22 protein-coding genes and 2 tRNA genes are annotated in these 25504 nt (G+C 38.5%); 13 read left to right on the forward strand and 11 right to left on the reverse strand.

The window, feature by feature from the left end:
- Window positions 1-61: 61 nt before the first annotated feature.
- From B1C82_RS02180 to B1C82_RS02195, 4 genes are all read right to left on the reverse strand, one after another.
- Complete coding sequence (locus tag B1C82_RS02180) at window positions 62-1216, reverse strand: multiheme c-type cytochrome (RefSeq protein ID WP_086445988.1); 1155 nt, start codon at window positions 1214-1216, stop codon at window positions 62-64.
- The gene (locus tag B1C82_RS02185; RefSeq protein ID WP_086445989.1) at window positions 1206-2615 is read right to left on the reverse strand and encodes an SH3 domain-containing protein; all 1410 of its coding nucleotides are present in this window, start codon (window positions 2613-2615) and stop codon (window positions 1206-1208) included. Before B1C82_RS02185 ends, B1C82_RS02180 begins: the two co-directional genes overlap by 11 nt.
- Before the next feature lie 149 nt (window positions 2616-2764).
- A tRNA-Ala gene (locus tag B1C82_RS02190) sits at window positions 2765-2837 on the reverse strand.
- 85 nt (window positions 2838-2922) lie between these two features.
- A tRNA-Ile gene (locus tag B1C82_RS02195) sits at window positions 2923-2996 on the reverse strand.
- Window positions 2997-3100: 104 nt separating this feature from the next.
- Here B1C82_RS02195 and B1C82_RS02200 point away from each other — a divergent pair.
- Complete coding sequence (locus B1C82_RS02200) at window positions 3101-5428, forward strand: sensor histidine kinase (protein WP_086445990.1); 2328 nt, start codon at window positions 3101-3103, stop codon at window positions 5426-5428.
- Here the strand turns inward: B1C82_RS02200 and B1C82_RS02205 are convergent.
- A complete protein-coding gene (locus B1C82_RS02205) occupies window positions 5425-6078 on the reverse strand; it encodes a response regulator (RefSeq protein ID WP_234008512.1) in 654 nt (217 codons plus the stop codon). The two genes, B1C82_RS02200 and B1C82_RS02205, sit on opposite strands and share 4 nt — an antisense overlap.
- A gap of 311 nt (window positions 6079-6389) precedes the next feature.
- Here B1C82_RS02205 and B1C82_RS02210 point away from each other — a divergent pair, with 311 nt between their 5' ends.
- A complete protein-coding gene (locus B1C82_RS02210) occupies window positions 6390-6998 on the forward strand; it encodes a zeta toxin family protein (RefSeq protein WP_411550354.1) in 609 nt (202 codons plus the stop codon).
- A complete protein-coding gene (locus B1C82_RS02215; protein WP_086445993.1) occupies window positions 6991-7233 on the forward strand; it encodes a hypothetical protein in 243 nt (80 codons plus the stop codon). The genes B1C82_RS02210 and B1C82_RS02215 overlap by 8 nt, the downstream gene beginning before the upstream one ends.
- 30 nt (window positions 7234-7263) lie before the next feature.
- On the opposite strand, the gene B1C82_RS02220 is transcribed toward B1C82_RS02215, so the two are convergent.
- Both B1C82_RS02220 and B1C82_RS02225 read right to left on the reverse strand, forming a co-directional pair.
- Window positions 7264-8463 carry an acyltransferase family protein gene (locus B1C82_RS02220; RefSeq protein WP_086445994.1) on the reverse strand — a complete coding sequence of 400 codons (1200 nt, stop codon included), beginning with the start codon at window positions 8461-8463 and terminating at the stop codon, window positions 7264-7266.
- A 3-nt stretch (window positions 8464-8466) separates the two neighbouring features.
- Window positions 8467-9099, reverse strand: a complete 633-nt coding sequence (locus B1C82_RS02225; RefSeq protein ID WP_086445995.1) for a Crp/Fnr family transcriptional regulator — start codon at window positions 9097-9099, stop codon at window positions 8467-8469.
- A 32-nt stretch (window positions 9100-9131) separates the two neighbouring features.
- Here B1C82_RS02225 and B1C82_RS02230 point away from each other — a divergent pair, with 32 nt between their 5' ends.
- From B1C82_RS02230 to B1C82_RS02260, 7 genes are all read left to right on the forward strand, one after another.
- The gene (locus B1C82_RS02230) at window positions 9132-10352 is read left to right on the forward strand and encodes an SMP-30/gluconolactonase/LRE family protein (RefSeq protein ID WP_086445996.1); all 1221 of its coding nucleotides are present in this window, start codon (window positions 9132-9134) and stop codon (window positions 10350-10352) included.
- Between the two features lie 21 nt (window positions 10353-10373).
- Window positions 10374-11549, forward strand: a complete 1176-nt coding sequence (locus B1C82_RS02235; RefSeq protein ID WP_086445997.1) for an acyl-CoA dehydrogenase family protein — start codon at window positions 10374-10376, stop codon at window positions 11547-11549.
- Between the two features lie 2 nt (window positions 11550-11551).
- Entirely contained in the window at window positions 11552-12595 is a 1044-nt protein-coding gene (locus tag B1C82_RS02240) for a phosphotransferase family protein (protein WP_086445998.1), read from the forward strand.
- Between the two features lie 10 nt (window positions 12596-12605).
- Window positions 12606-13001 carry a DUF6285 domain-containing protein gene (locus tag B1C82_RS02245; RefSeq protein ID WP_086445999.1) on the forward strand — a complete coding sequence of 132 codons (396 nt, stop codon included), beginning with the start codon at window positions 12606-12608 and terminating at the stop codon, window positions 12999-13001.
- 3 nt (window positions 13002-13004) lie between these two features.
- Complete coding sequence (locus tag B1C82_RS02250) at window positions 13005-13733, forward strand: histidine phosphatase family protein (protein ID WP_086446000.1); 729 nt, start codon at window positions 13005-13007, stop codon at window positions 13731-13733.
- 147 nt (window positions 13734-13880) lie between these two features.
- Window positions 13881-15992, forward strand: coding sequence for an ATP-binding protein (locus B1C82_RS02255; protein WP_086446001.1), 2112 nt, complete (start codon window positions 13881-13883; stop codon window positions 15990-15992).
- 70 nt (window positions 15993-16062) lie between these two features.
- Window positions 16063-17964 carry a sensor histidine kinase gene (locus tag B1C82_RS02260; protein WP_086446002.1) on the forward strand — a complete coding sequence of 634 codons (1902 nt, stop codon included), beginning with the start codon at window positions 16063-16065 and terminating at the stop codon, window positions 17962-17964.
- A 153-nt stretch (window positions 17965-18117) separates the two neighbouring features.
- Here the strand turns inward: B1C82_RS02260 and B1C82_RS02265 are convergent, their stop codons facing one another.
- The 3 genes from B1C82_RS02265 to B1C82_RS02275 form a co-directional block, all read right to left on the reverse strand.
- Window positions 18118-18735 carry a glutathione S-transferase family protein gene (locus B1C82_RS02265; RefSeq protein WP_086446003.1) on the reverse strand — a complete coding sequence of 206 codons (618 nt, stop codon included), beginning with the start codon at window positions 18733-18735 and terminating at the stop codon, window positions 18118-18120.
- A 125-nt stretch (window positions 18736-18860) separates the two neighbouring features.
- Window positions 18861-19292 (reverse strand): MAPEG family protein, encoded by a 432-nt coding sequence (locus B1C82_RS02270; protein ID WP_086446004.1) that lies wholly within the window; start codon window positions 19290-19292, stop codon window positions 18861-18863.
- Window positions 19293-19366: 74 nt separating this feature from the next.
- A complete protein-coding gene (locus B1C82_RS02275) occupies window positions 19367-19945 on the reverse strand; it encodes a PaaI family thioesterase (RefSeq protein WP_086446323.1) in 579 nt (192 codons plus the stop codon).
- A 184-nt stretch (window positions 19946-20129) separates the two neighbouring features.
- On the opposite strand from B1C82_RS02275, the gene B1C82_RS02280 reads away from it, so the two are divergent.
- Both B1C82_RS02280 and B1C82_RS02285 read left to right on the forward strand, forming a co-directional pair.
- A complete protein-coding gene (locus B1C82_RS02280) occupies window positions 20130-21164 on the forward strand; it encodes a zinc-binding dehydrogenase (RefSeq protein ID WP_086446005.1) in 1035 nt (344 codons plus the stop codon).
- A 66-nt stretch (window positions 21165-21230) separates the two neighbouring features.
- Entirely contained in the window at window positions 21231-21965 is a 735-nt protein-coding gene (locus tag B1C82_RS02285; RefSeq protein ID WP_086446006.1) for a hypothetical protein, read from the forward strand.
- On the opposite strand, the gene B1C82_RS02290 is transcribed toward B1C82_RS02285, so the two are convergent.
- Complete coding sequence (locus tag B1C82_RS02290; protein ID WP_086446007.1) at window positions 21962-23674, reverse strand: methyl-accepting chemotaxis protein; 1713 nt, start codon at window positions 23672-23674, stop codon at window positions 21962-21964. The genes B1C82_RS02285 and B1C82_RS02290 overlap by 4 nt on opposite strands.
- Window positions 23675-23994: 320 nt before the next feature.
- Here B1C82_RS02290 and B1C82_RS02295 point away from each other — a divergent pair, with 320 nt between their 5' ends.
- Window positions 23995-25494 (forward strand): hypothetical protein, encoded by a 1500-nt coding sequence (locus B1C82_RS02295; RefSeq protein WP_086446008.1) that lies wholly within the window; start codon window positions 23995-23997, stop codon window positions 25492-25494.
- The last annotated feature ends 10 nt before the right edge of the window (window positions 25495-25504 follow it).

A 25504-nucleotide genomic window follows, 5' to 3' on the forward strand; every position in this document is an offset into this window, starting at 1 on the left:
TCTTCGAATCAGATTAGATCCAGCCTTTTTTATCAGACCTCAATCCGACTGAGATCTCCAATTAGCCGTTGGAACCGTTCCAAACCGAAACTTTTATTTCTTCAGATTTGAATTTTTGAATCGTTATTTCAGATGGTAGCTTGCCGAATACATGAGTGGTTGGATTTACATAATCCATAAAGAGTTCGTAACGAAAAATATCCGTTTCTTTTTCATATTGAAATGTGAATTGTTTTTTACTTTTTCTAGAGTTGTGTTTGGGAGGAAGAAACACATCATCTTTCGAAAGATATTTTACCGCGTCAGACGATTTAGCATAAAGATTATCTTCATATGTTTTTCCCAATTTCCATTCTTGGAGAAAAGCTCCTTCTTTAGTTAGGATGCGAAACCTCAAGGACCTAAAAAGGTCTCCTGTGGGAAAGGAGTGGGCAATTCCATTTGCGAAAATAGAAACTATATATGTAAATTTAGAATTTCTTTCTATATTTACCGTAAAAGAGCCCTCCAATTTTTTATGGCTATGTCCACCAGGAAAAGTATGAGATTTCGAAGTGTTCGGGAGAAGATGACAAGATTGGCAATTTTTTTTGCCGTACCACTCGGATTGTTTCCATTCTTCCAAAGTATTTTGCATGGGAGTCTTTGAATAAGAAACGAAATCTTTCTTTTTCGAAATGGAGTCTTTGTCTGGAAAATTGAATTGGTGGCAGTTCCCGCAAAATTCCTCGGAGGCTAATAGTTCTGTTTGTTTATACTCATGAACCTTTTCGGTTTGTGTAGGCAAATTGCTAACGAGTATTTTGCCTTCTCTTACATGGCATGTTATACAGGACACTCCATCCTCGGATTGGAGTCGTTGGTTTGGATCCTTAGGATCTGAGTTTGCTTGTAGAAAGGGAGCGTGGCAATTTAGACACCAACTCATCGGCTCTTTTTCATGACTTTGTTTGTATAATGGATTTGTAAAAGCTTGGCTATGTCTTGAAGTTTTCCAATTTTCGAAAATCGCTTTATGACAGGTCCCGCAGTCGGAACTTTTTTCTAGTAGGTTGCCATTTTTAGAATTTCGGGCTGAGTCGGAGTCTAAATCGAAATAAATCGGATAAACTCCATTCGAAAAACGTAAAGTCTCTAAATCATTTTTCTTCTTGCATCCGAAAAAAAGGCTAAATACAAAAATATAAAGAAAAAGGAATTCGAACCTATTTGACAAGAGTTACTTTTCCCTTGGAATATTTATATTTTTTAATTTTCTTTCCTTGGGTAATTATGATATAGGGAGGAGATTCTTCCAGATGACAATACTCAATATTTGAATTACCGTCGCTTGTCACCCCATTACAGTCTGTTAGGTCCGACTGGGTCATACTGAAAAATTCTTTTAAAGTATTTCCGGATCGATAATAATATTTTGTTTCACTGTTTGATCTAAAAGCGTTTACGACCTTCCATTCATAAATCCCATCTCCATCGAGATCAATTTTTGAAGAGGGCTGGATATTATCCAATAGAAGAAAGTATCCTGAAGAATTTTTCAGGTATAATTGTTGGATAGTATCTCTTCCTTTATTAAAATTATCATCATAGGAGTCATAGGATATTTCGTATAATGTTTCTCCGGAAATTGAAGGTTGATTTACTTCTGCAACGGAAAGAGTAGATACATCTTCTAATGGATTTTCTTGTTTTGAAAGATGTTGGAGCAATTTTTGATCAAAACTGATCCCATATTTTTTCTTGGACCATTCAAACATAGTTTCGTTAGAATATTCCAAATCCGGTTCGGCTACCCAGAAACTGACACATCCGTAATCGTCTTGGGATACTTCTGTATACCCATAAAAATGTCGGTTTCCTTTATAATATACGGTCCCATTCAATTTAGTTTTTTCAACCGCAACTAAATACATATCTTGGATATTTAGTTTTCGCTCTTCATCACCCCTGTCGCAGGAATTTTTTCCTTTCCATTTTGTTTTTTCAGGAATTTCCCAAAGGGTAGCATTTGGATTTCGGATAACAATAAAGCCAGTGATGGGATCGCCGGTGAATTCGGAATCATCTCCTAACGTTTCAGGCGAGTGTTTAAGAAATCCTGCAAAACTGAAACCTCTCTTTCCGGATGGCGAAACAATTTCCACCCAACCATCGTATTTTCCATCAATTTTTACGTTAAATGGTGTTTTTCCATAGGCAGTTACTTCCGTTCCGTTTGGAAGCATTTCTAAAATTTCGCCTAAAAGAGAAGGGGTTGCTCTAAGTCTTAATGAGCTTGCACTTACGATCATATTTTCAGATGTACTTGGAAAAATACTAGCAAACATATTTCTGGAAACTTCTTCGTTCATAGAAACATAACCTTGGCTTTTTCCTGAGCTAACCAGATACCAGAATAAGTTTTCTCCTAATTCCGAATCAGGAACTTTATATTTTAAAATTTGAACGACACTGCCTGCTTCTAATTTTTCTAAACATTCTGACTGTAATTGGTGAGAGCTATGTAAACATAGTCCGGATTGTAAAACATAACCTTTTCCAATCGGTTCAGCTTTTTTACAAAAACTGAATATGAGGAATATAAAGAGAAGAGTTAATATCCGTTTTAGTTTCATACAATCCTAACAGAAGGTAAATTCTTAAGGACTGAGTTTTTTTATCTTAAGGGGAAAGGTCCAGCTTTTTCCACGAGCCTTATTTGGCGGTAAAATGCCATAGGATGAAATTTAAGTTACGATTTGAGGGTTATTTGAAAAAAGAAGAATGGAGCGTATCGGGATCGAACCGATGACCTTCTGAATGCAAATCAGATGCTCTCCCAGCTGAGCTAACGCCCCTTGTTTCAGGGATGAGTGGAAGCTTTTGAACAGTTTAGAAGTTTGTCAGAAATCTGACTACCCACTCTATCTAAACCGTTTTACCTGGGCCTGATAAGATTTGAACTTATGACCCCACGCTTATCAAGCGTGTGCTCTAACCAGCTGAGCTACAGGCCCGGTAAGAGACATGATTTTTATTCGAGATTCTCTGGCAAGGGATTTTTAGAATAACCGACAGGTTTTGCATTTGCGGATTTCAAGATTCACCTTAGATTTGCCGCGTGAGATTCGGAAAAACAACCTTCTTTACCCTCCTAATCTCTTCTTTTCTTTTTCAATGCGGTCTTATTGGATCAGGTTCAGAACATTCTTTTGCAAAGAATGGAACTCTGGATTTAAGCGAGTATCCTTTCGAAGATGGTAAGATCATTTCTTTGGATGGAGAATGGGAATTTTATTGGGAAGAATTTATTTCTCCCGGTGACTTCTCAGATCCGAAATTTAGATCCAAAAGAAAAATAGTAACTATTCCTTCAGTTTGGATTGAAAGCTTTTCGAAAAATCCAGAAGAGCCTGGTCAAGGTTACGCAACCTATCGACTTAAGCTAAAATTGGGTGAGAGAAGGCAAGCCTTAGCTCTCAAGATCCCTGATCTAGGAACTTCTTACATACTTTTTGCAAACGGAAAGAAAATCGCAAGTGTAGGTGATCTCGGAAAATCTAAATCGGAAGCGAGAGCAAAGTATGAATTAAAAATTTCTTTGGTTCCTTATTCGGAAAATCTGGAGTTAGTGTTTCATGTATCCAATTTTCAAAATAGATGGGGAGGAATTTGGAATTCCATACAGTTAGGAGAATGGGAAACCGTTTTGCATAATGTCCGGAAACGTAGAGATCTTGAATGGGCTTTGGTGCTCATTGCTGCTACGATGTCCTTTTATAATATCTTCTTTTATTTTTTCAGAAGGAACGAATCCGCACATATATTATTCGCATTTCATTGTTTTCTGATCATGATCCGTTCTTTGACAAACGGAGATTCCAGACTTGCTTACGAATTTCTGCAAGGGATTTCTTGGGAACTACCAAATCGATTGGAATATATCAGTGTATATGCTTCTGGCCCTACGTTATACGCGTTTTTGTATAGATATTGTAAGACTGATTTTTGGAGAAGGTTTGGTCAATATATCTGTATTCCTTATTATATTGCGATCTTTATAGTATTATTTTTTCCGAATAAGTATTATACGCTTACACTTCTTCCTGTAGCATTATACATGCCTTTGGTTACAATGCCGATTTGGTTCGTTCTACTTGCGATAGGTTTAAAAAGAAGAATAGAGGGAGGTTTTATTCTCTTCGCAGGTTATGTAGTGATCAGTTTATGCACTTTGAATGATATTATTCTATTTTTTGGATTTTGGAAGGGTGATTACCTGATCCAATATGGAGAAGTTGCACTGATACTCGCATATTCCATTCTTATTTCCAAAATATTCTCAGAAGCATTTCGACGTTCCGATATCCTGGGCACCAAAATGAAATCTCTTGTGTTCTCTACTCGAGAGATTATGCAATCTTCTTCTTATGATAAGGCCGCAGATACTGTTTTAAAGATACTTCATGAGAATGGAAAAGAACAAATAGTATATGTGTATTTAGAAGAGCCAAATTCATCTGTTTGGAAAAGATACTCTATCTCTTCCTCTGGAAACTTAGAAACTGTAGAAGTTTATAAATATGATGTGCAGGACCTTTTGGGCTTGGACCCTTCTTCTCTGACGGAACCGATGGTCCAAAATAACAGACTGATCGTATCTGTTCAAGATGAGCAGTTATATAAATTGATTTTTGATCTTCCTTTCGAAGTATATTCCGAGGATTCTCAAGTGGATTGGGTAAGAGGAATTGCGGATGCACTTGCGTTTTCAGTGCGTAATATTGCAAGACAAGATAGAGAGAAATTAGCAATTATAGGAGAACTTTCTGCAGAGATTGTTCACGATTTGGGGCATCCGATTGCGATGATCCGTCAAAATCTGAAAAATATAGGATCTAAAAAAGGTAAATCAACCAGTCTTCTTTTTCAAGCAGAGAAGGAGGTGGATGCACTTACGAATCTTACTTTAGATATATTAGATTTTTCTAAAAATAGGATTATTCTGGATTTACAGAGTGTAGATATAAAAACTTATTTTAAGGAAATTTTTGAGGATTTAGGAACCTTCTTTCAATCTACTGAAATGAAGTTGATAACCAAGATAAATGCGAAAGGGAATATTCGCCTGGATCCACTTCGCATTCGTAGATTGATTTTTAATCTGGCTAAAAATGCAACGGAAGCAACCAATGAAAAAGGGATCTTTTCTATTTGGATCGAAAGAGAAGAGGATGTTGTGTATCTGATTTTCGAAGACAATGGAGAAGGTTTTAGTAAGGATATGGAGAAATATATTTTCGATTCAGGATTTGGAAGTAAGAAACCTTATGGGACAGGACTTGGTCTTTCTATCATCCGTAAAATTGTATCAGCACATGGAGGAGAGATACTTGTTTCTTCCGAAGAAGGGAAGGGGACGAGATTTACAATACTTCTTCGTTCTTAATTGGAGGCTAAGGATTTAAGCTGGACTAAGATTCTGGTTAATTCTACCATATTATCCACTTCTAACTTTTTGAAAATGGATGCTCTATGAGCTTCAACTGTTCTAACGCTTAGTTTTAATTCTTCGGCAATTTCTCTATTTAATTTTCCCTTGGATAAAAAGTTCAGGATTTGACTTTCTCTTTTAGTCAGCTTTTTGACGATCTCGGCAATATCTCTAATATGTTTTTCGTCATAGTTGAAGTTTGCAATCTCTCCGGGGAATACTCTGCCTCTATTTAATACTTTTTTAATGGAAGCCATAATGGATTCCATGGAATCACTTTTTAGTATATAGCCATCAGCACCTGCAGAGATTGCATCCTGCAAATAAGACCAATCCCTGTGCATTGTTAAAAATACGATCTTCATATCCGGAAATTTTTTACGAATTGAATCCAGTTCTTTGATCCCATTTTCCTCTTGGAGAGATACATCGCAGATTAAAAGATCCGGTTTAGCGAAACCCATAATTTTTGTACCTTCTCGTATTGAAGAAGAAGAACCGCAATATTCGTAATCTCCGGAAGCTTTGATTTCGGATTCTAATCCAGAACGAACAATCGGGTGATCGTCTATTAAAAAGATTTTGGGGCGGGTTCGGACGGACATTTTCTTGGATTTTAGAGAATAAAGCACCGATGGCAATCCTTAAAATTTTCTAGATCCTTATAAATATTATGAAATTATGAAAGGTGCTTCTCAATTGAATTCGTAAATTGCTTCTGATTCGTTGGTAGATCCGAGTTTTTCGATTTAGGTTCATGCTTTCTTTGCCATTTACAGGAAAATTATGAACTTTAAGCTGATAAATTTCTATTCGTAGGATTACTAGATCTGAATTAACTTATAGGTAGAAACCGAAGGACAGGGATTGCGGAATTAATTTTCTCCCAAAGCATTTGTAAAATCCCCTAATGTGATTGTTTTCAGGATCTCTTCAGCAAAAACTAAAATGGAATGAAACATCTGATCATTGTTGCTGGGCCCAACGGTTCAGGAAAAACAACGTTCGCCTTGGAACATCGAGACGCCTATGGTTATACTTTTTAAATGCAGATGAAATGGAAAAAGGTTTAGAGAATAAAGGTACAACAAGTGCTCACTTGGAAGCAGGAAGATTATTTTTCAAAGCTATAGAAAGAGAATTAAGATCGGAAAATAGTCTAATTATTGAATCAACTTTATCTGGAAATTATTTAAAAGGGACTATTCAAAAGTTCAGAAAATCCGGTTATAAAATTTCGATCTTTTATACTGTATTGGAAACTCCTAAACAATGTATTGAAAGGATTCGGGATAGAGTTGCAAAGGGTGGTCATAGTATACCGGACGATGTAGTTGTTCGAAGATTTTCAAGGAGTAAAAGGAATTTCTGGAGTTTGTATCGCTCTCTGGCTGACAATTGGGTAGCGTATTTCAATGCAGGGGAAAAACTGGAATGTTTTGCGCTTGGCGGAAAAAGTAGTTATGATACAATTAACTCGGAGCTACTTTCTGTCTTTCTCCGAGTCATTGAAGAAGATGAATAAATTAAATAAGAAAGCTTACCAAGAAGAAGCCGAAGAGTTTACTCGGATTTTTGAAAGAGCCATTCAGAAGGCTCAGGAAGAAAATCGTAAATTTGGTCTTCCAAATGTGTTTTCTAAAAACGGGGAATTATACTTTCGTTTGCCAGACGGAAGGATCGTGTCAGAAAGGCCTAAGCCTGATAATCTGGTTACCCTTACCTTTGGAAAAATACTTCGTCTACTAAAGGTAATTTAAAAATTCGAGGAATCGGATTTTTTGGATCTTCTATCCTTTATTTCGCTTAAAACTGATTCCTTTATTTCCTAACACAGTCAGCCAGAAGTTTGAATCTCTGATGATGAAATGATAAACCAAAAAAGTTACAGCATATACTAAGAATATATGAAGTGCAAATTTGATCCAGATAGACAGACCAGTGCTCACTACTAAAAATCCGATCCCGAGCGAGATTGGATGATGGATCAAATAAACTGGTAAACTGGATTCCCTTAGATAAGAACTGAATTTACTAGTTTTATTAAAGAATAACTGAAAGAGTCGGATGAAAAAAGCGATCCAGATCCATCCGCCTAAACATTTTAGAAAAATATGAAGTATTCTATTCGTGTATCCAGTATATCCGAAATAAGACCAGTATGGGTCGATCGTGCTGATCCAATAAAATAATCCGAAAAACAAAAACGATAAAAATCCGAGCAGCATGATCTCGGACAGATCCGTTTTTCCTTTTAAGATCGTGCTTTCTTTACCGATTAAAAAACTACCAAATAAGAAAAAACTAAAATCGTATATGAACTGGACCGGTTCTATGTTTAGGTATTTTTCGTCCTTTAAAAAAAAGTAATTAATCCCGCAGGTCCAGATGGTACACCAAATTCCTGCTATAAGTAATGTTTCCCATTTTACGCTAGGACTTTTTTCGGATCCTTCTTCCCCATATCTGGAAGAAGGAAGTATAAGTTTTCCGAGCCTGGAGGCTATTGGGCGAACGGCTAAATATAAAAATGTATATAATGCTAGATATAGAATGAACCAAAGGTGAGAAGGAGCCGGATTCTTAAGTAAAAATTCCTCACCTAAAAATTTGAAATAGTTTCCTTGGTAACCTTCTTGTAATGCATTCACATAATATTGCATTGGCGCAAATAGTATGATCCCGGGGATCAATGGAAGAATGATCCGCAATGCTCTTAGCTTTAAGAATTCTTTTAATGTTTTGGAAAGATAGATCCTTTCCGTAAAATATCCAGAAAGTACAAAGAACATCGGCATTCTAAAAAGATGCACCCATTCTCCGAATACATCGAAGGCTATGGATCTATCGTCATTTCTTAATGGATATATAATGATTGCAGCATATACGATCGCAACATGGAATGCTAATCCCAATAATAGCGCGAAGGATCTAAGATTGTCTAGATAATCCAGCCTGCTTTGTTTGGCCGGTGAGCTTTGTTCAACCAAGAATTACTGGTCCAATGTGTATTTAAAAAACGTTTCCCGTATCAATATATGGCTGGGATCGTTTTTAGGTTGTTCGACCAATTTGTCTTTTACCAAAAGATTGATCGCGGATACTAAATCCGTATGTTCTAATCCAACTCTTAAAATGGCCCATTTCATAAATGCTGCCAAATGTACCTTGTATTGTCCGTCTTCTTGTTCTCCTCTCGTTTGTGCGAAAGTGATCAGTGCAGAAGTTACAATATTCTTTCTGTCTCCTTTTAAAAGACTAGCTATGGTTTGGTTGGTCTCTCTTAATCTGGAAGAAAGCATTTTTACCATCTTCAAAGAGAAAGAAGGATTTGTCTGGATTAGGTTATAGAACACGCTCTCAGTGATCGCAAATAATAATACATCGGTTTTTGCAATGGCTCTTGCACTTCTGGGTTTACGATCCACTAGTGCCATCTCGCCGAACATGTCCCCTTCTTTCAGTTCTATAAGAAGTTTGAATGCTTCTTTTACTTTTTTATGGATTCCAACTTTTCCAGAAAGGATCAGATACATTTGATCCGCCGGTTCATTCTCATCGAAAATAACAGCGGATTCCTTAAAGCGGAGGCCGTGTTTGTTTACCATATCTTCAGAGATCTTCATGCTAAATCGGACCGGAAAAGTTTTTAGTCCTCATGTACGATATCGGCGATTGGTTGGGAGCCGCAATCAATTATTCTGGGAAGAAGGCTGGAACCTTAGAATTTTACGTTGACTGCCCGACCTTCGTAAGTAGCGTCTCATTCGTTTTCCCTAAGGAGGGAATCGTGAACACGAAAAAAATCCTCCTGCTCACTGCAGCGTTCATTATCATTTTTATAATAGGTTTTGCACTCAAACCTTCTCCCATCCAACCTATTGCCTACCAACCACCTATTGATACCGGGTTAATCGGCGCCTTCCAAGAGAACAAAGCTTTGGAATCCGCAGAACTAATCGCACTCGGAAAGATACATGGCCCGGAAGATATTGAACCGGATGATGAAGGTAATATTTACTCTGCGAGTGAAGATGGCAAAGTGTATCTTATTTCCAAAGACGGAGAAATGAAGGCGCACGCATTCACGGGGGGGAGACCTCTTGGGATGAAATTACTAGGAGATGGTTCTATTGTAGTAGCGGATGCAATCAAAGGCTTATTAAAGATCAGCAAAGATGGAAAGGTAGAAGTTCTTACCACAGAATCGGAAGGTATTCCTTTTAAATTCACCGATGATCTAGATGTCGCAAAAGATGGAACGATCTATTTTTCAGATGCGAGTGATAAATACGGCTCAGCAGAATATTTGTATGATCTAATGGAATCTGTTCCTCATGGTCGTTTATTAAAATACGACCCTCATACGAAAAAGACCACAACTCTTATGAAGGATCTTTTCTTTCCGAATGGAGTAGCTCTTTCTAAAAATGAGGATTTTTTAGTATTAAACGAAACATATAAATATAGGATCCATAGATATTGGATCAAAGGACCTAAGGCAGGGACAAGCGAGATATGGGCGGAGAATCTTCCTGGTTTTCCAGATAATATTTCTTCGGATCGTAAGGGCCATTTCTATCTAGCGTTATTCACTGTTCGTAATAATATGGTGGATAAGATCTTACATCCTCGTCCTTGGACAAAATCAATCGTAGCAAAGCTACCAAAATTCCTTTGGCCTAAACCTCAACCTTACGGTTTTGCGGTCATTCTGAACGAAAATGGAGTCGTAGAAGCGAGTTTCCAAGAGCCAAAAGGAAAACATCTAAAAGAGATCACCTCAGTGAAAAGGAAAGGGGAGTATATCTATTTAGGAAGTCTTCATAACGACAGGATTGGAAAATTAAAACTTCCTCCTGAATTAATAAAAGAATAAATAAGGAAAATTGAATATATCATGGATTTATCCATACCTAAGGAACTAGACGGAATCAGGGCAAAAGCAAAGGCGTTCGTGGACGAGGTTGCCATTCCTGCAGAAGATCATTACGATTACGATCATGGTAGAATGCCTGAGCCAATCGTTCAAAAATTAAGAGAAGAAGCCAAAAAAAGAGGATTATGGACCGCTCATCTTCCCAAGTCGGAAGGCGGACTCGGTTTGGACTTAGTTGGAACTGCACTTGTATTCAGCGAGTTAGGACGTTCTCCTATCGCACCTTATCTTTGTAATTGTGATGCTCCCGACGAGGGAAATATGCACCTTCTGCATTTAGCTGCAAACGAAGAACAAAAGAAGAAATATTATCATCCTCTTGTGGAAGGAAAGATCCGCTCAGGGTTTGCAATGACTGAACCTCCTCCAGGTGCGGGCTCTGATCCTACGACTCTTTCGACTAACGCAGAGAAGGACGGGGACCATTATATTCTGAACGGTCATAAATGGTACTGCACTGGTGCAAACGGTGCTTCTTTTTTGATCGTGATGTCCAAGGTAAACGATAGTTTCAGAAGAACTTCGATGTTCCTAGTTCCTACCGATGCTCCTGGATATACAATGGTGCAGGAAATTGGAGTTTTAGGTTCACATGGCCCCGGCGGTCACTGCGAGTTAAAATTCGAAAATGTAAAAGTGCATGAGTCCCAAGTATTAGGAAAAATTGGAGAAGGTTTTAGACTTTCCCAAGAAAGATTAGGGCCTGCAAGACTTACACATTGTATGAGATGGATTGGTCTCGCCAGAAGATCTATGGAGATCGCAAGAGAATATGCGATCAAAAGAGAATTGTTCGGTGGGAAATTATCAGATCACCAAGGTATCCAGTGGATGTTTGCCGAATCCTCTTTAGAAATAGAGTCAGGTTTTCTGCTCACACTAAAGGCTGCCGACATTCTTCGCAAAGGTGGAGACGCAAGACAGGCTGTCTCTTTAGCAAAATGGCAAGTGAGCGAGACATTGAATAAATGTATCGATAGAGCTATTCAAATTTGCGGATCTCACGGCTTTAGTCGTTATCTTAAATTAGAATTATTTTATAGAGATGCGAGGGCCGCAAGGATTGCCGACGGACCTACCGAAACCCATAAGATGGTGATAGGTAGGAATTTAATATCCGGTAAGGAGAGCTTTTAATCGTGAAAGATTCCGAATTGAAGGAAAGGCTGGAATCGTATTTAGGAAAAAGGCTTCAAGGAACAGTAGAGATCGCTAATATGGTTTCTCTTTCGGGAGGAGCCTGCCAGGAAAATTTTTCCGCTGATATCAAGGTGAATGGTGGTCCTGAATCAGGCCAATACCAAACAGTTTATAGAACCGACAAGGGTGCAGCCTTACTCGCTTCATTATCTAGAATAGATGAGTTCAAAGTTTGTAGAATGGCATTCGAAGCGGGTGTTAAAACTCCTGAACCATTTTGGCTGGAGTCTGATAACTCAGTCACTGGAAATCCATTCTATTTTATGAAGAGGATCCAAGGTAAAGCTACGGGAAGATTCGTAGTAAAAGATCCAAGTTTAAATAAGGTTCGTAAACAAATTACTCAAGAACTTGCAGAAAATCTTGCGAGTATCCATTCAGTGACTCCTGAAAAATGTAAGGATGAAAAACTAAAAGAAGTTTTAAATCTTGGGCAACATGTGAGCGGCAAAACAGTAGCTCAGGGTTCTGTGCAAGCTTTGCGTTCTCAATTAGAATCCATGGATGGAGCTTATCCAGCTATGGAAATCATTTTGAATTGGTTAGAGAAGAATGCGCCTGAAAGTGATGCAGTTGTCTTGATCCACGGAGATTTTAGGACAGGGAACTTCATGGTAAATTCGGAAGGTCTGCAAGGAATTGTGGATTGGGAATTTGCGCATTGGGGTGATCGCCATGAAGACCTGACTTGGTTGTGTATGAGAGATTGGAGATTCGGAAAACTGAATAAAGAAGCGGGGGGCTTTGCAGATCGTTCCGAGTTTTATGAGATCTACGAGAAAGCTTCCGGAGTAAAATTAGATCCGATAAAGATTAGATATTGGGAAGTGATGGGAAATCTTCGTTGGGCGATCGGTTGTATTGGCCAAGCAGAACGTCATCTTTCTGGGAAGGATAAAGGAATAGAACTCGCGTCCATAGGAAGAAGGGCCTGCGAGATGGAATATGAGGCGATGAGACTCATAGAAGAGTCCGTAAAATAAGGAAATCATAATGCAGGATAAACCGAGCGCCACGGAATTATTGGAAGCGATCCAGGATTTTCTAATGAAAGAAGTCCTACCTGAGTTTAGAGATAAGGACCTTCTCGCGTATAAAACATTAGTAAGCTGGAATATGCTCGGAGTAATTTCCAGGGAGATACGTTCCGGAGAAGAATCCTTAGACAAAGAGCTAATGAGGCTTTCTTCTTTACTTAAAAAAAAATCAGAGTTTCCTAAAACTTGGAACGAAAAAAAGAATCTAACTTCTTCTTGGAACGAAGAACTAAGAGATATTATCCGAAAGGATAAAAAATCTTTGGAAGATACGGAATACTGGAAACATATAAAGGAATCCGTTATCGAAAAAGTAGAGATCGTAAATCCAAGATTCACTACGGAATCATAAAATATGTCCGTAATATATCTGATTCGCCATGGGCAGGCGAACTCCACTGGAGAAGATTATGATCTATTGACTGATAAGGGTAAAGAACAGGCCTTTGCCCTTGGAAAGTATATGGCTTCGAATGGAGATTTTCCGGATAAGATCATCTCCGGGACGATGAGAAGGCATAAGGAAACCGCCGAATTCTTTCTGAAAGGGGTTGGTTCTATTCATTCTGAGTTCAAGACGGGATCTGATTTTCATTCGTATGATGCAAATTGGAATGAATTTCCTTCTGAGTTATGGAAAAAATATGCGGAACATCTTTCCGGAATCAAGCCTGAATTCCAAAGATCATTATTACAATTTTCTAAAGTTCGATTGAAGGGAGGAATCCGTTCTGCCGCTCTATTCTTTAAACTGACTGAAGAGATCTTATCTGTTTGGAGAAAAGGAGATTTTACTCCTGAAGGAATAGAAACATTCGCAAACTTTCAGTCCAGAGTGGATCTTGCTTGCGATACGTATTTCCAGCCTTCAGATGCCGAGAGACTTTTTATTTTTACTTCTGGTACTCCCATTTCTTTAATATTGAAGAAGATGCTTAGACAAGATGAAGATGTTTTTACTTGGATGCCTTGGATCTGGAATAGTTCAGTAAGTATGTTTCGTTGGGTAAGAGGTAGATATATACCTGTGAGTTTAAATTTCCTTCCACATATTCCGACTAAGATTGATAGGACACTGTATTAAATACATACTTGTTCCAATATAGATAGGTCTATTCGATCCTCTATGTAATCCGCTTGCAGAAACTCCAACAGCAGGGCCCTCCGTTTGGAAATAAAAAAGTGTGGACTTCGATTTTTGAAGGTGTAGGATTCTGCCCCGCTGATCCGCATGAATTCCTTGGTATCTTCACTAGAAATTCGTTCCTCAAAGGATAGAAATTTAGGATTTCTCTCTATATACTTAGGATCAGCATTTGTTCTTATATTCTTTATCCTCATATATTTCACAGATGAAACGGAATTATTACGGATTTACGATAATATACACTGGACTTCATCTATCGCAATCGCTACGATCACCGCTTGGTTTGGTTACAAGTCCTCGGAAGGGGAAATTAAAAGATTTAGATTTTGGTTTTTTTTAGGGCTTCTCACATATTTTTTTGGCCAAGTAGTTTGGGACATCCAAGCAATCGCTAAGTTTTATAGTTTTCCCGCACCAAGCGACTTATTCTATCCTTGGCTGGGTCCTTTTTTCGCTATAGGCTTTGCTCGATTCTTAAAAGATAGAGTTCCATCTAACAGGATGAAGGTGGCCGTAATGGACGCCTTAGGACTAGCGATCGCAGTTCTTGCAGTTACGTTAGTATTATATCTTTCTAAAAAAGAAGATAGGCCATGGTTTCAGTTGGTGACTTTATCTGCGTATCCAGTATTCACTCTTTCTGCTGCCTGCATTGGTGTTTTGATGAAACCTTCTCTACGTTTAAAGGCGGATTTCTCCTTTTTATGTTTAGTGATCGGACTCGCAGGAATGGGGGTCAGCTGGTTGAAATGGAATTCTATATTTTTAATAGCTGTTCCAGAAGATGGAACCTTAACCAATGCCGGATTTTCTGCGAGTCTTCTTCTTTTAGGATATGGGACCTTAACCTGGGTACCAAGTTCTTCGGGAGATTTAGAAAAAGAATCGGGAACAGAAAGTGGACTCTTAAGAATTCTTCCTTTATTAGAAGTTATCGTTTGTTCTGCAGCAATTGTTCTTTCGTTAACTCTACCAGGTTTGCCTGAGATCATTCGATTAGTTATTTGGTTTTCTGCCGGAGTAATGGTTGTGATCGCAAGTCTTAGGCAAAGTTTACTTGTAGCTGATCTGGCAAATGCAGAGTTTGTGATCCGAAACGCAAATAAAGAATTAGAAGTCACAGTCGCGGAAAGAACAGAGGAATTAAGATCCACTAATACATATTTAGTGACTGCAAATGATAAACTGAGATCCGCCATGGACGAACTTAAAAAAACGCAGGAGAATCTGGTCCGATCCGAAAAGATGGCAGTCTTAGGAAGGTTAATGGCAGGTATTGCGCATGAGCTCAATACTCCGTTAGGCGCGATTCGCTCGTCCACGGAAGGGATTCGCTCTATTCTAAGCGAACCTTGGGAGAAACTATTAACAGAATATTCAAATTTTAACAAAGAGGAAAGAGAATTTTGGGGGATTTTATTCAAGAAGGGAGGAACAGTTAATCCTGATTTTGATTCCAAGGAAGAACGATCTAAGAGAAAAAAATCGGATATTATTCTGAAAGAATCGGGAATAGAAAATTCTCTAGTAATGGCGGATGCTTTGACTGATTTAGGTATTTCCCCCGAGCAAGTTTCAGAACTGGCAGACAAGATTCCAAAAGGGGAAAGAGGGTGGATAATTGTGAGTAATGCATCTGCACTTTCTAGTATTTCCAGATCCAGCCAGCTAATTTTGGATGCTTCTATCAAAGCGTCTCGAGTGATCCAGGCGTTAAAAAGTTATGCCTCTGGAGAAGGAGATTGGAAGCCTCATTCAGAATCCGTTTCTCCTAAAGAGCAGATTGAAAACATTATTACATTATATTATTCTAAAATGAAAAACAAAGTTCTTGTCGATATCAATATCCCTGAATCTGCAAGAGTGATGGGAGATCCGGAAAGATTATATTTGATCTGGACCAATCTTATCACAAACGCATTACATGCTATGAATTATTCCGGAAGGATATTTGTTGATGCGGAACGAAAAGGTGAATACTGGGAAATTTCCGTCCAAGATACAGGCAGCGGAGTACCTTCGGATATCAAAGATAGGATTTTTGATCCTTTTTTCACAACTAAGTCTCCTGGAGAAGGAACGGGGCTTGGTCTAGATATTTGCAAAAATGTGGCAGAAGAACATGGAGGCTCGATCCGATTTGTCAGTTCGGAGGCAGGCACAACATTCTACGTTACCCTCCCTGCCTCACCTTAATTATTAGGTTGATGCGAAAAATTACCCGTACAGAGTTGTGTGAGCTTTCGAATTTTTTTTCCAGATTCTTATGAACGGACCTAAGAGCGAAAACGTATATCGCGATCTATTTGAACAATCACCTATCGGACTCATGATCTTTGATAGGCAGGGTAAAATAATAGAAGCAAACGATGCTTCTTTGCGCTTTCTGAAAGCCGGAAAAGACAAGATCATCGGACTTTCTTATTCTAATTTAAAAGATACAAGGGTCTCCACATTGATCGGTAAAGGTCTCAAGGGAGAAGCTTCCGATTATGAAGGGCCTTATAATACTACAGTTAGCGAATTGTTGCTGCAAGTACGTATCAGAGTGAATCCACTTTTTGATGACTCAGGAGTTTTTGGTGTAACTTTAATTTTTGAAGATCTGACAGAAAGAAAAAAGACAGAAGAAAAATTAGCGGTAACACTTTCGGACGTCCGTGTTGCCCAAGAAGCTTTAGAAGAACACGAGGTAAAATTTAAAACATTATTCCAATCAGCGGGAGAGGCAATCTTTCTCATGGACGATCGGATCTTTCTGGAATGTAATCCTAAAACAGAAGAGATGTTCGGATGTACAAGAGGGGATATTATTGGCGCTTCTCCTGTAGATTTTTCTCCTGAGTTCCAACCGGACGGCTCCACTTCTTCTCAAAAAGCATTTCAAAAAATCCAGGCTGCTTTTGCTGGCAAACCTCAAACGTTCGATTGGCTACACTGTAAAAAAGATAGAACCAATTTCGATGCGGAAGTGACTTTAACATCTGTTACTCTGAATGGAAAAGCTCTATTGCAAGCAATCGTAAGAGATATCTCCGGCAGAAAAAGAGCGGAAGAAGAGATCCGAAAGCTAAATGAGGATCTGGAGCAAAAAGTAGTTCTGAGAACTGAAGAGTTAAAGGCAACAAATACTTATTTAGAAAATACGAATAGAGATCTTCTTTTGGCATTGGAAGAATTGAAATCTACTCAGGCACAACTAGTTCAATCCGAAAAAATGGCAGTACTTGGACAATTGATCGCAGGTATTGCACATGAGGTTAATACTCCATTAGGTGCTATCATCTCTTCTAACGAAGGAATACAAAGTGTGTTTCGCCAAGATTGGGAGAAATTACTCTGCGAGTTTGCAGACTTAGATTCTCAAGAAAGAGAAACATGGAAGAAAATTTTCACAAAAGGAAGTATTTTCCCGGACTTCTATGATTCTTCTGAAGAAAGAAGGAATAGAAAGATCATCCGAGAAACTTTACAAAATCTTGGATTTCCGTCTTCAGAATTTTTGTCTGAAAACCTTGCGGAATTAGGAATAAGGGTAGAGGACATTCCAGATTTAGTGAAAGGGATTCATAAAGAAAAATTCCCTACTTTAGTAGCAAATGCCTATAATCTCTCTGGAATTTTAAGGTATAGTAATGTGGTAAGGGAGGCCGCTTCTAAGGCTGCCAGAGTAATTCGCGCATTAAAAACTTATGTATACCAAGACCATGCGGGTATTAGTCTGATCGATATCCGAGAGCAAATGGATCTGGTCTTAACGATATATTATAATAAAGTAAAGCAAGGAGTGGAGATCCGACGGAATTTTGCGGACAACTCACTTGTAAAAGGGCAAGCGGATCAATTGACCCAAGTTTGGGCGAACCTGATCAACAATGCATTTCAAGCGATTTCATATCAGGGAAGATTAGATCTTGAATCTCATATCAAGGATAATTATCTGATTGTATCCGTTACTGATGACGGTCCAGGAATCCCGAAAGAGATCCAAGATCGGATCTTCGAACCATTCTTTACCACAAAAGAAAAAGGAGAAGGAAGTGGTTTGGGCCTGGATATTTGCAGAAAAATTGTAGAAAGACACCATGGAAAAATTGATTTTGATTCATCTCCAGGAAAGACTACATTCAGAGTTTATTTACCTTTGGCAGAAAAAATTCTGATTTAGACGGATTCCTAATTCGAAACTTTTCTTTTGATAGGTGGGATTTGGCTGATCGAAAATTGGATCTTATTCGTGTCTGCTGCGATCGGTGCTTCCATAGACAAACACGCTTGAAGATTAAAAAGCCGCTCTCTTACGAGGAGCGGCTTTTGTTATTTAAGATTTTTTAGGGACTTCGCTTCCTTTTATGAAAGCAGGTCTTGCTCCTAATTTTTCTTCCCATGCCTTGAGCTTTGGATAATCGTCCAGTGAAAGATCAATATAAGATCTCGCTTTTACCCAAGGCCAGGTGGCGATATCTGCTATAGTTAATTCGCTTCCCGCAAGATACTCAGATTCTTTTAAACGTCTTTCCAGAACCGAATATAGACGTTTTGTTTCGTCTACATAACGATTCATTGCGTACGGAATTTTTTCCGGAGCGAACTTAACGAAATGATTTGCTTGTCCTTGCATTGGACCAACTCCACCCATTTGGAACATCAGCCACTGGATTGAGATGGATCTTTCTTTAGGATCTTTAGGCAAAAATTTTCCGTATTTTTCCGCAAGATAGATGAGGATGGCACCTGATTCGAAAACAGGGAAATCACCATTGTCCTTATCTATAATAGCGGGGATCCTGCCGTTTGGATTGATTTTTAGATACCATTCTTCTTTCTGTTCCAATTTGCTAAAGTCTATTGGATGTACTGTATAAGGAATCCCTAATTCTTCTAACATGATGGAAGCTTTTTTCCCGTTAGGCGTTCCTGCGGTATATAATTCGATCAAATGATTCTCCTTTGATTCGGCCGGAAAGTTGAAAGTTCCGGATATGACTTGGACTCTATTCTTTAGACTCTTGGCAGAATTCTTTTAGAGCAAATCCTTTTTATTTTTGCGACGAATTCTTACGATCAGGCCAAAAAAACTGAATGTATGATATGTCCGGACAGAAGGAGCATGCTCAAAATTCCTAAATCGTATGCGATATTTCTCCAAGGCTGTTTATGAAGAAAATAGAATATTGCATGAAGTATCCTAGACGCTATAAATATTCCAGAATAGATGATTGTACCTTCATGCCAACTGTAAGTGTTGATATATCCTATTAGTAAGAATAAGAAAATTGGAATATTTTCCAGATCATTCCTGAACACTCCATTTGCAGTTGCGACTATCGTATGATCGTCTGTCGCTGGGAACGAATTAGTAAAAAATTCAGCATCTTCTTTCCAGCGGAAGGTTTTGGTTTTGATCCGGACAAGACCTTGAACGATTGAAGTGGAAAGTAATTTTAGAAACAGAAGAACTGAAACGATCGCAAAGACCTGCCAAGAAGATTCCATTCTACACTCCTGGATCCAAAGATTGACGGAGCATAGAATCAGACTTGAATCAGATTAATGCGAGCAAAAAAAACTTACTCGGACTTCAGTTTCTCTTTTTTAAGTCGTTTCCTGATCTCTTTTCCTCGTTTTTGATTCTCTTCCAGAACTTTCAGAATGATATCCACAGGAAATGCGGTACCTTGAAACATTCTTGAAAAGACTCGATCTGGCATATCGTACCAGCGAGCCTTAGAGGAAAGAAGAAGTTCTCCTGTCTTTTTAAGATGAACAGTTCCCTTTGTGTAAAGTCTTCTGCGTCTAACCATGGTGACCCAACAACGAACTTCTAATTCTTCGCCCAAGGGACATGCTTTATAATAACGCATATACAATTGGTCAGTCATCACAAAATGACCTAAATGAAAACATAAAACACCCTGTGCCTCATCTAATAGAGTAGCGAGTGCTCCTCCATGGGCATAACCAGGTGCTCCCTCAAAATCTTTTTCTATAGTCCAAGTAAAACGGACTTCTCCGCTTGGTTCATGAAAAGGAAAGCTTGCGTGTAAGCCTCTTTTATTTTCCGGTCCGCAACCGAAACAATTCTTATGATGCCAGTCTTGTCCATTTTGGCTGGCCTTAATATGTCTATAAATGTCGTCCGCAGTCATCTGTTTATAGTACCATGGAAAAATCTTAAAGATCCCGAACAAGGACGAAATTCGAGATAAAACTGTAACGAACAGTGTATTTGTTTTGTTCCCGAACAGACAAAGAAGAAGATTTATATTCTTCTTCAAATCCCTTGACCGATTCTTGCCAGTTTATAATTTCATTTCCGTTGAGGAATGAATGATGAAGGCCGCAGTATTAGAATCCGGAAAAAGAAATTTAATCATTAAAGAGGTTCCGATCCCGCAACTTGGACCGGAACAAGCTAAGGTAAGGATCAAAGCTTGCGGTATCTGCGGTTCGGATTTACATTTAGTATTACATGGAACCTTAAAATGTAAACATTACCCTCAAATTCCCGGACATGAAGCTTCTGGCGTAGTGGAAGAAGTGGGAGAAAAAGTCACTCGTATCAAAAAAGGAGATAGAGTAGTGATCGCTGCAGGAACAAGTTGTGGTATATGTTCTCATTGTCTTGCAGGAAGAGAAAATCTTTGCAAAGAGATCGGAGTATTCGGTTTTGATAGAGAAGGTAGTTTTGCAGAATATAATATAGTAGAAGAACGTTATCTATATCCTTTGCCCGACTCAGTTCCATTCGAACAGGGTGCAATCTTAGCTGACGCAGTTTCCACTCCTTATAATGCGATTAAGTTCAGAGGAAAGATCCAAGATGGAGATAATGTTGCTGTTTTCGGATGTGGTGGACTTGGAATTCACGGAGTAGTGATCGCAAGGGCATTGACCAAAGGGAAAGTGATCGCCTTAGATGTGGATAGGGGAGCGCTTGAAAATGCAACCGCTTACGGTGCAGACGAAGTAGTAAATCTAAGAGAGATAAAAAATCCAGGGAAGACCTTAAAAGAAATATGCAAAGGGGGAGTGGACCTTCTCGCAGATTTCTCAGGAAGAATGACAAATATAGAAGAGTCACTTCGTGCAATGAATCCTGGAGGAAGAATGGTGCTCGTAGGTATCGGAAGAGAACCTTTAAAGTTTTCCATCCCATTCTCCATTATTGAAAAACAGATCACTATCGCAGGTTCTTACGGGTCCGACAGACGTGCTATCCCTGAATTGATAGATCTTTATGTGCAAGGAAAATTGAATCTAAGCAGATCGATTACGGATGTGAGAAAATTAGAGGACATTAACAAAAGCCTAGAGGACCTGGAAGAAAGAAAAGGAAATCCGATACGATTTGTGATTTCTCCTTAATTATTCTGAAAACGAACTTTGCTTGCTATCGTATCCCCTTCTTAAATTCTAACAGATAGATAGCTAATGTTTAAAGAATATTTACAATACGTACTTTCCAGAGGACAAATACGGTTCATCGTACTAGTTCGATCCGTTTTATTTTTATTAGTATTTAGCGCAATTCCTGCGATGCAAGCGGGAGGAGCAGTTGCTCTTGGTGGAGTTCTGATCATTTTGGGTTTAATCGGGACTTACGTAGTAAACGGGTTTGTAATCCGATCCGGAATGGACCCTGAAAAGCCTGTAGAATTTTCAAAATACTTTATATTCTTACTTATCTTAGCTTTGTTCTTAATTCTTTTCTTTTTGATAGTTGCTAGATTGATAGAACCTTTTTTGGGAACGCAGTTGCAAGATTTTCTGAAAAAGCAGAGTACAGAACCGAATACTCCGCTTCCTGCTGAATTCGTTCGATTCTATCTCATATTCTCATTCGTATTGGGACTTGTTCTCCATCTGATCCTACCGGTACTTTTTGCAAAGTTAAGTCTGATCCAAGGATTGAAAGAATTACCAAATGCGGTTAAACGTTCCGACTATATAGTCGCAGCTTGGACACCTTTTGTAATTATGTTCGTTCCGGATCTTTTGATTTCTCTTGTGTCTAATTCGGAAGAGATTATGGTCTCTGTATTCGGACAGATTTTGCTGATTGTGATCTTCTTCTTTATGCTTACCTCGGATATTTTTCTACAATATCCGACTTATTATTTAATTCGTACAGAGAAGAAGACCACTGAAGTTTCCGAGAATTCCTAAGCTTTTAAAAAACTCATAGTATCTCTTAAACTTTTTGCAATGTTCAATAATCCAGTAGCACTTCCTGCAATTTCTTCCGAGTTTGCGGCACTATTCTGAACAGTAACAGAAATATTTGAAACTGCATTTGCAGTCTCTGAGATCGCCACTTTTTGTTCTTTAACAGAAGTTCTGATCTCCTCAGATTTCGAATCCACGTCATTGACTGCAGTGATGATTGTCGCCTTCTTCTCTTGTTGTACTTTCATAGTGGAGACTATGGTATCTGAAGAAAGTTTAATAAAGGCAAGTCCCTCTAGGATTTCTGCGTAAACTTTCACACAACTATCTACGAAGTTTTTTCCAGATTCAATTTCCTGATTACTTGTGCGGATCAGACTTTCGATCGTTTTTGTGCTTTGATCCGTTTGTTCAGCAAGTCTTGTAATCTCGGTTGCGACTACGGCGAATCCTTTTCCATGTTCTCCGGCTCTTGCTGCCTCTATCGCTGCGTTTAATGCGAGAAGGTTTACTTTTTCTGAAATTTCCTGAATGATCGCAGTGATAGATCTCATCTCTCCGGAGCTAGATTCGATTTTTATCATACTCTCGGAGAGGCTTCCCATTGTTTTTTTACCCGCCTCCGTTTTGGAATACATATCCGAAATTTTTCCCAATGAATCAGAAACTGAATCGCCTACCCTAGTGATCAAACTATCCAGTTCTTTCATTTCTCCTGAGAAAGAAAGGATAAGCTTATACTGACCTTCTGCATTTGTAGTAACTTGTTCCATACCTGCACTGATCTCTTCAACCGAAGCGGAAATTTCTTCGACAGAGGCAGATTCACTTTGTGCATTTTCGGAAAGGTATTCGCTGGATTTTGAAAGTTGTTCCGCTGCCACCAAGATAGATTCCGAAAAGGTCAGAATAGAAGAGAGCATATCCTTAACTTTTGCCTGAAAGTTCCGGAACACCAAGGACAGAAGGTAAAGTTCGTCTAGGTTTAAAATATCTTCGTCTACTTCTATCGGGTTACTAAAATCTGCGTCTCGGATGGATATCCTTACTCGATTTAATCCCTTAACGAGTCGGATAGAGAATTTGATAGATGCATACAGAATGTAAGCGAGTGTAAGTGCAGAAAGTGAAAGAAAAACTGTAAGACTAAGTGCGTATTCTGTTTCAGCTCTTTGGTAGATCCTTTCGGAAATAAGTAACTGTACAGAGATCAACTTTTCTATATTCTCCGCAACTGGATCTATCATGGAATACATCTTATAATCTGCAAAATTTCCCAAACCTTCCCTGTCTTTGGCAAGCATAAGTGCTTTAGCTTCTTCTACACTTTTGTCAGCATCGTCGAAAAGAGGTTTTAGTTTATCGATAAGGACTGTTTCTTCTTCTACCAAGTGGGTTTGGAGGTATGCATTCCATTCAGACTTAATTCCTTTCATTGCCTTGTCTAAATTTTCGATCCCTTCTTCATACGTGAAAGTTCCACTTCTCGTCTTGTGAACACAGTCCACGATGGAAATTGCATAATGATCCGAGATTGTTTTTAATTGTTTTAAGGGAATTAATCTATCGTTGCGGATGGTTTCTATATCGTTGATCCTAGAAGCCGAGTTGATAAGGGAAAGAGCCAGTATGATTAAAAAAGGAATTAATACAGAAGAGAACAAGATCGCAAGTTTGGATTTTAAGCTTAATCGCAAATACCATTTCATGAAAACACTCCGGCCGGGGAGTGTAACATAGAACGCAATTTAAATCGAGCAAATTAGAACGCTTCCACCAACTAAATGATTTTTTGACGAAGAATTTATTTTCCAGAGGATGGCATCTTCTTCGCATATAGACAAAATCGATTTCAGTATACGAAATATAATTTACTAGAATGAAACAAATGTTAGAAATCTGATTTGTCTCTGCTTGGTTTATTGTAGCGATTGCTATAGGCTTGACAGGTTCGGATTAGCAGCTAATTTCGGAGATCAAGCCCCCTGGCTTTATATAATACGAACGTTATAAAAAGGGAGAGGCGGTAATGAGCCTTCTGAAACAAAAAATAGAAAGAGAAAAAAAATCCGGGAAACTGCTACTCCGTTCACTGATCCTCGCGTTTGCGATCAGCGGCTCTGCACTCTCCTTATCCGCAGCGTTTTCTTTGAAACAAATTCCGGACTCCATTGGTCCTGATGGAAGAAATATCTCCAGACAATTCTTCCAATTTTTGAAAACAGCAATTATCAAAAACAAGTATGATGGAAGGGCAGAAGGTTTTCATAAATACCTAGACCGTTCCTTGGAGAGATTCGAATTAAAAAATCTATTTAATTCTGAATACATGAATAAGGATGATAATGGGCAACATTATGTTACCTATAGAGGAAGATTTGCGAATGATGGGTATAAGGTAAGTCTTGAAACCATTCGTATGAAGGATGTTCCGATCCCTAGCTTCGGTGATTTTACTGCTGAGTTCGCATTAAAACATAATCCTAATCCTACGTATGGCGGGAATTCTTACTCAGGAAATCTAGACGTTCTGACTCATTTAGGTCCATTCACTCATAAACATGGACTAAGCGCAATGGATTCAGGATTACATTTTTTAGATGCAAATAATCTAAAATCTATCAATGCACCTGAAACTACTTCTTTCAAAAAGATTAAAGATCCGGAAGCAAGAAAGGCAATTAACGATTTTACTGAATCATTCCCTGCTCTAGCAAAGTTCATGGGTTACTATTTCGGTTTGGATTCTTTGTTGAAGGTCCAACAAGATGGCAAACTTCCTGGAGTGACGGCCTTTACATTCGAAGGAAATATTGAACAAACTTTAATGAGAGATTATCCGGATTTAGGCGATTATCTGGATGATATTAAATATTTAGGTTTTATTAAGTTAAGAATTACGAACGTTTCGGGAAGATCATTAGCAGAATTTGCAATCGAATCTAAAACAAGAGAGATCCGTTTCAAGTTTTTCACACTGAACGGCAAAGTTATTCCTTATGATACTAAGGGAAATTTTTATCCTCAGGAAGCATTTACACTTAGCTCTCTCTCCGAATTCCCTTTCGTAGTAAAAGCAAGTTTAGAAGCGAATCTATATGGCTTGATGCTGGAAAACAACGATGTTCAGTTGCTTGGTAGGTTCTCCAACACTTCAACTTCCGGTATTCTGAATTTAAAATTAACCAAGATAGAAGAATTTGATGTAAGTGGTGCTTTCGGATATTTCGCACCTTCCTGGGCCATCAATATATTTATACCTGGAAATCTTCAGTCCATTATCTATGAATTTACTGAAACTTTAGTAAAAGCAAATAATGGAAAAGGAACTAGTATCGTACTGCGATGGGATAGAGACTCTTCTCGAACGACCATGAAGACACATATCGAAACTGAATTTTTGGATAATTTCTTTATTAGATTCGGATTAAAGATTTGGAACCATAAGGTTCTTCCTGATGAAGATGCGAAGGATGATATTAGAGCGGTTCTTTCCAAAACAATCGATCTATTATTAAAAGGAATTTAACACTTTACGG

Origin of the sequence: Leptospira venezuelensis (assembly GCF_002150035.1) — a bacterium.
Classification (GTDB): Bacteria; Spirochaetota; Leptospiria; order Leptospirales; family Leptospiraceae; genus Leptospira_B; species Leptospira_B venezuelensis.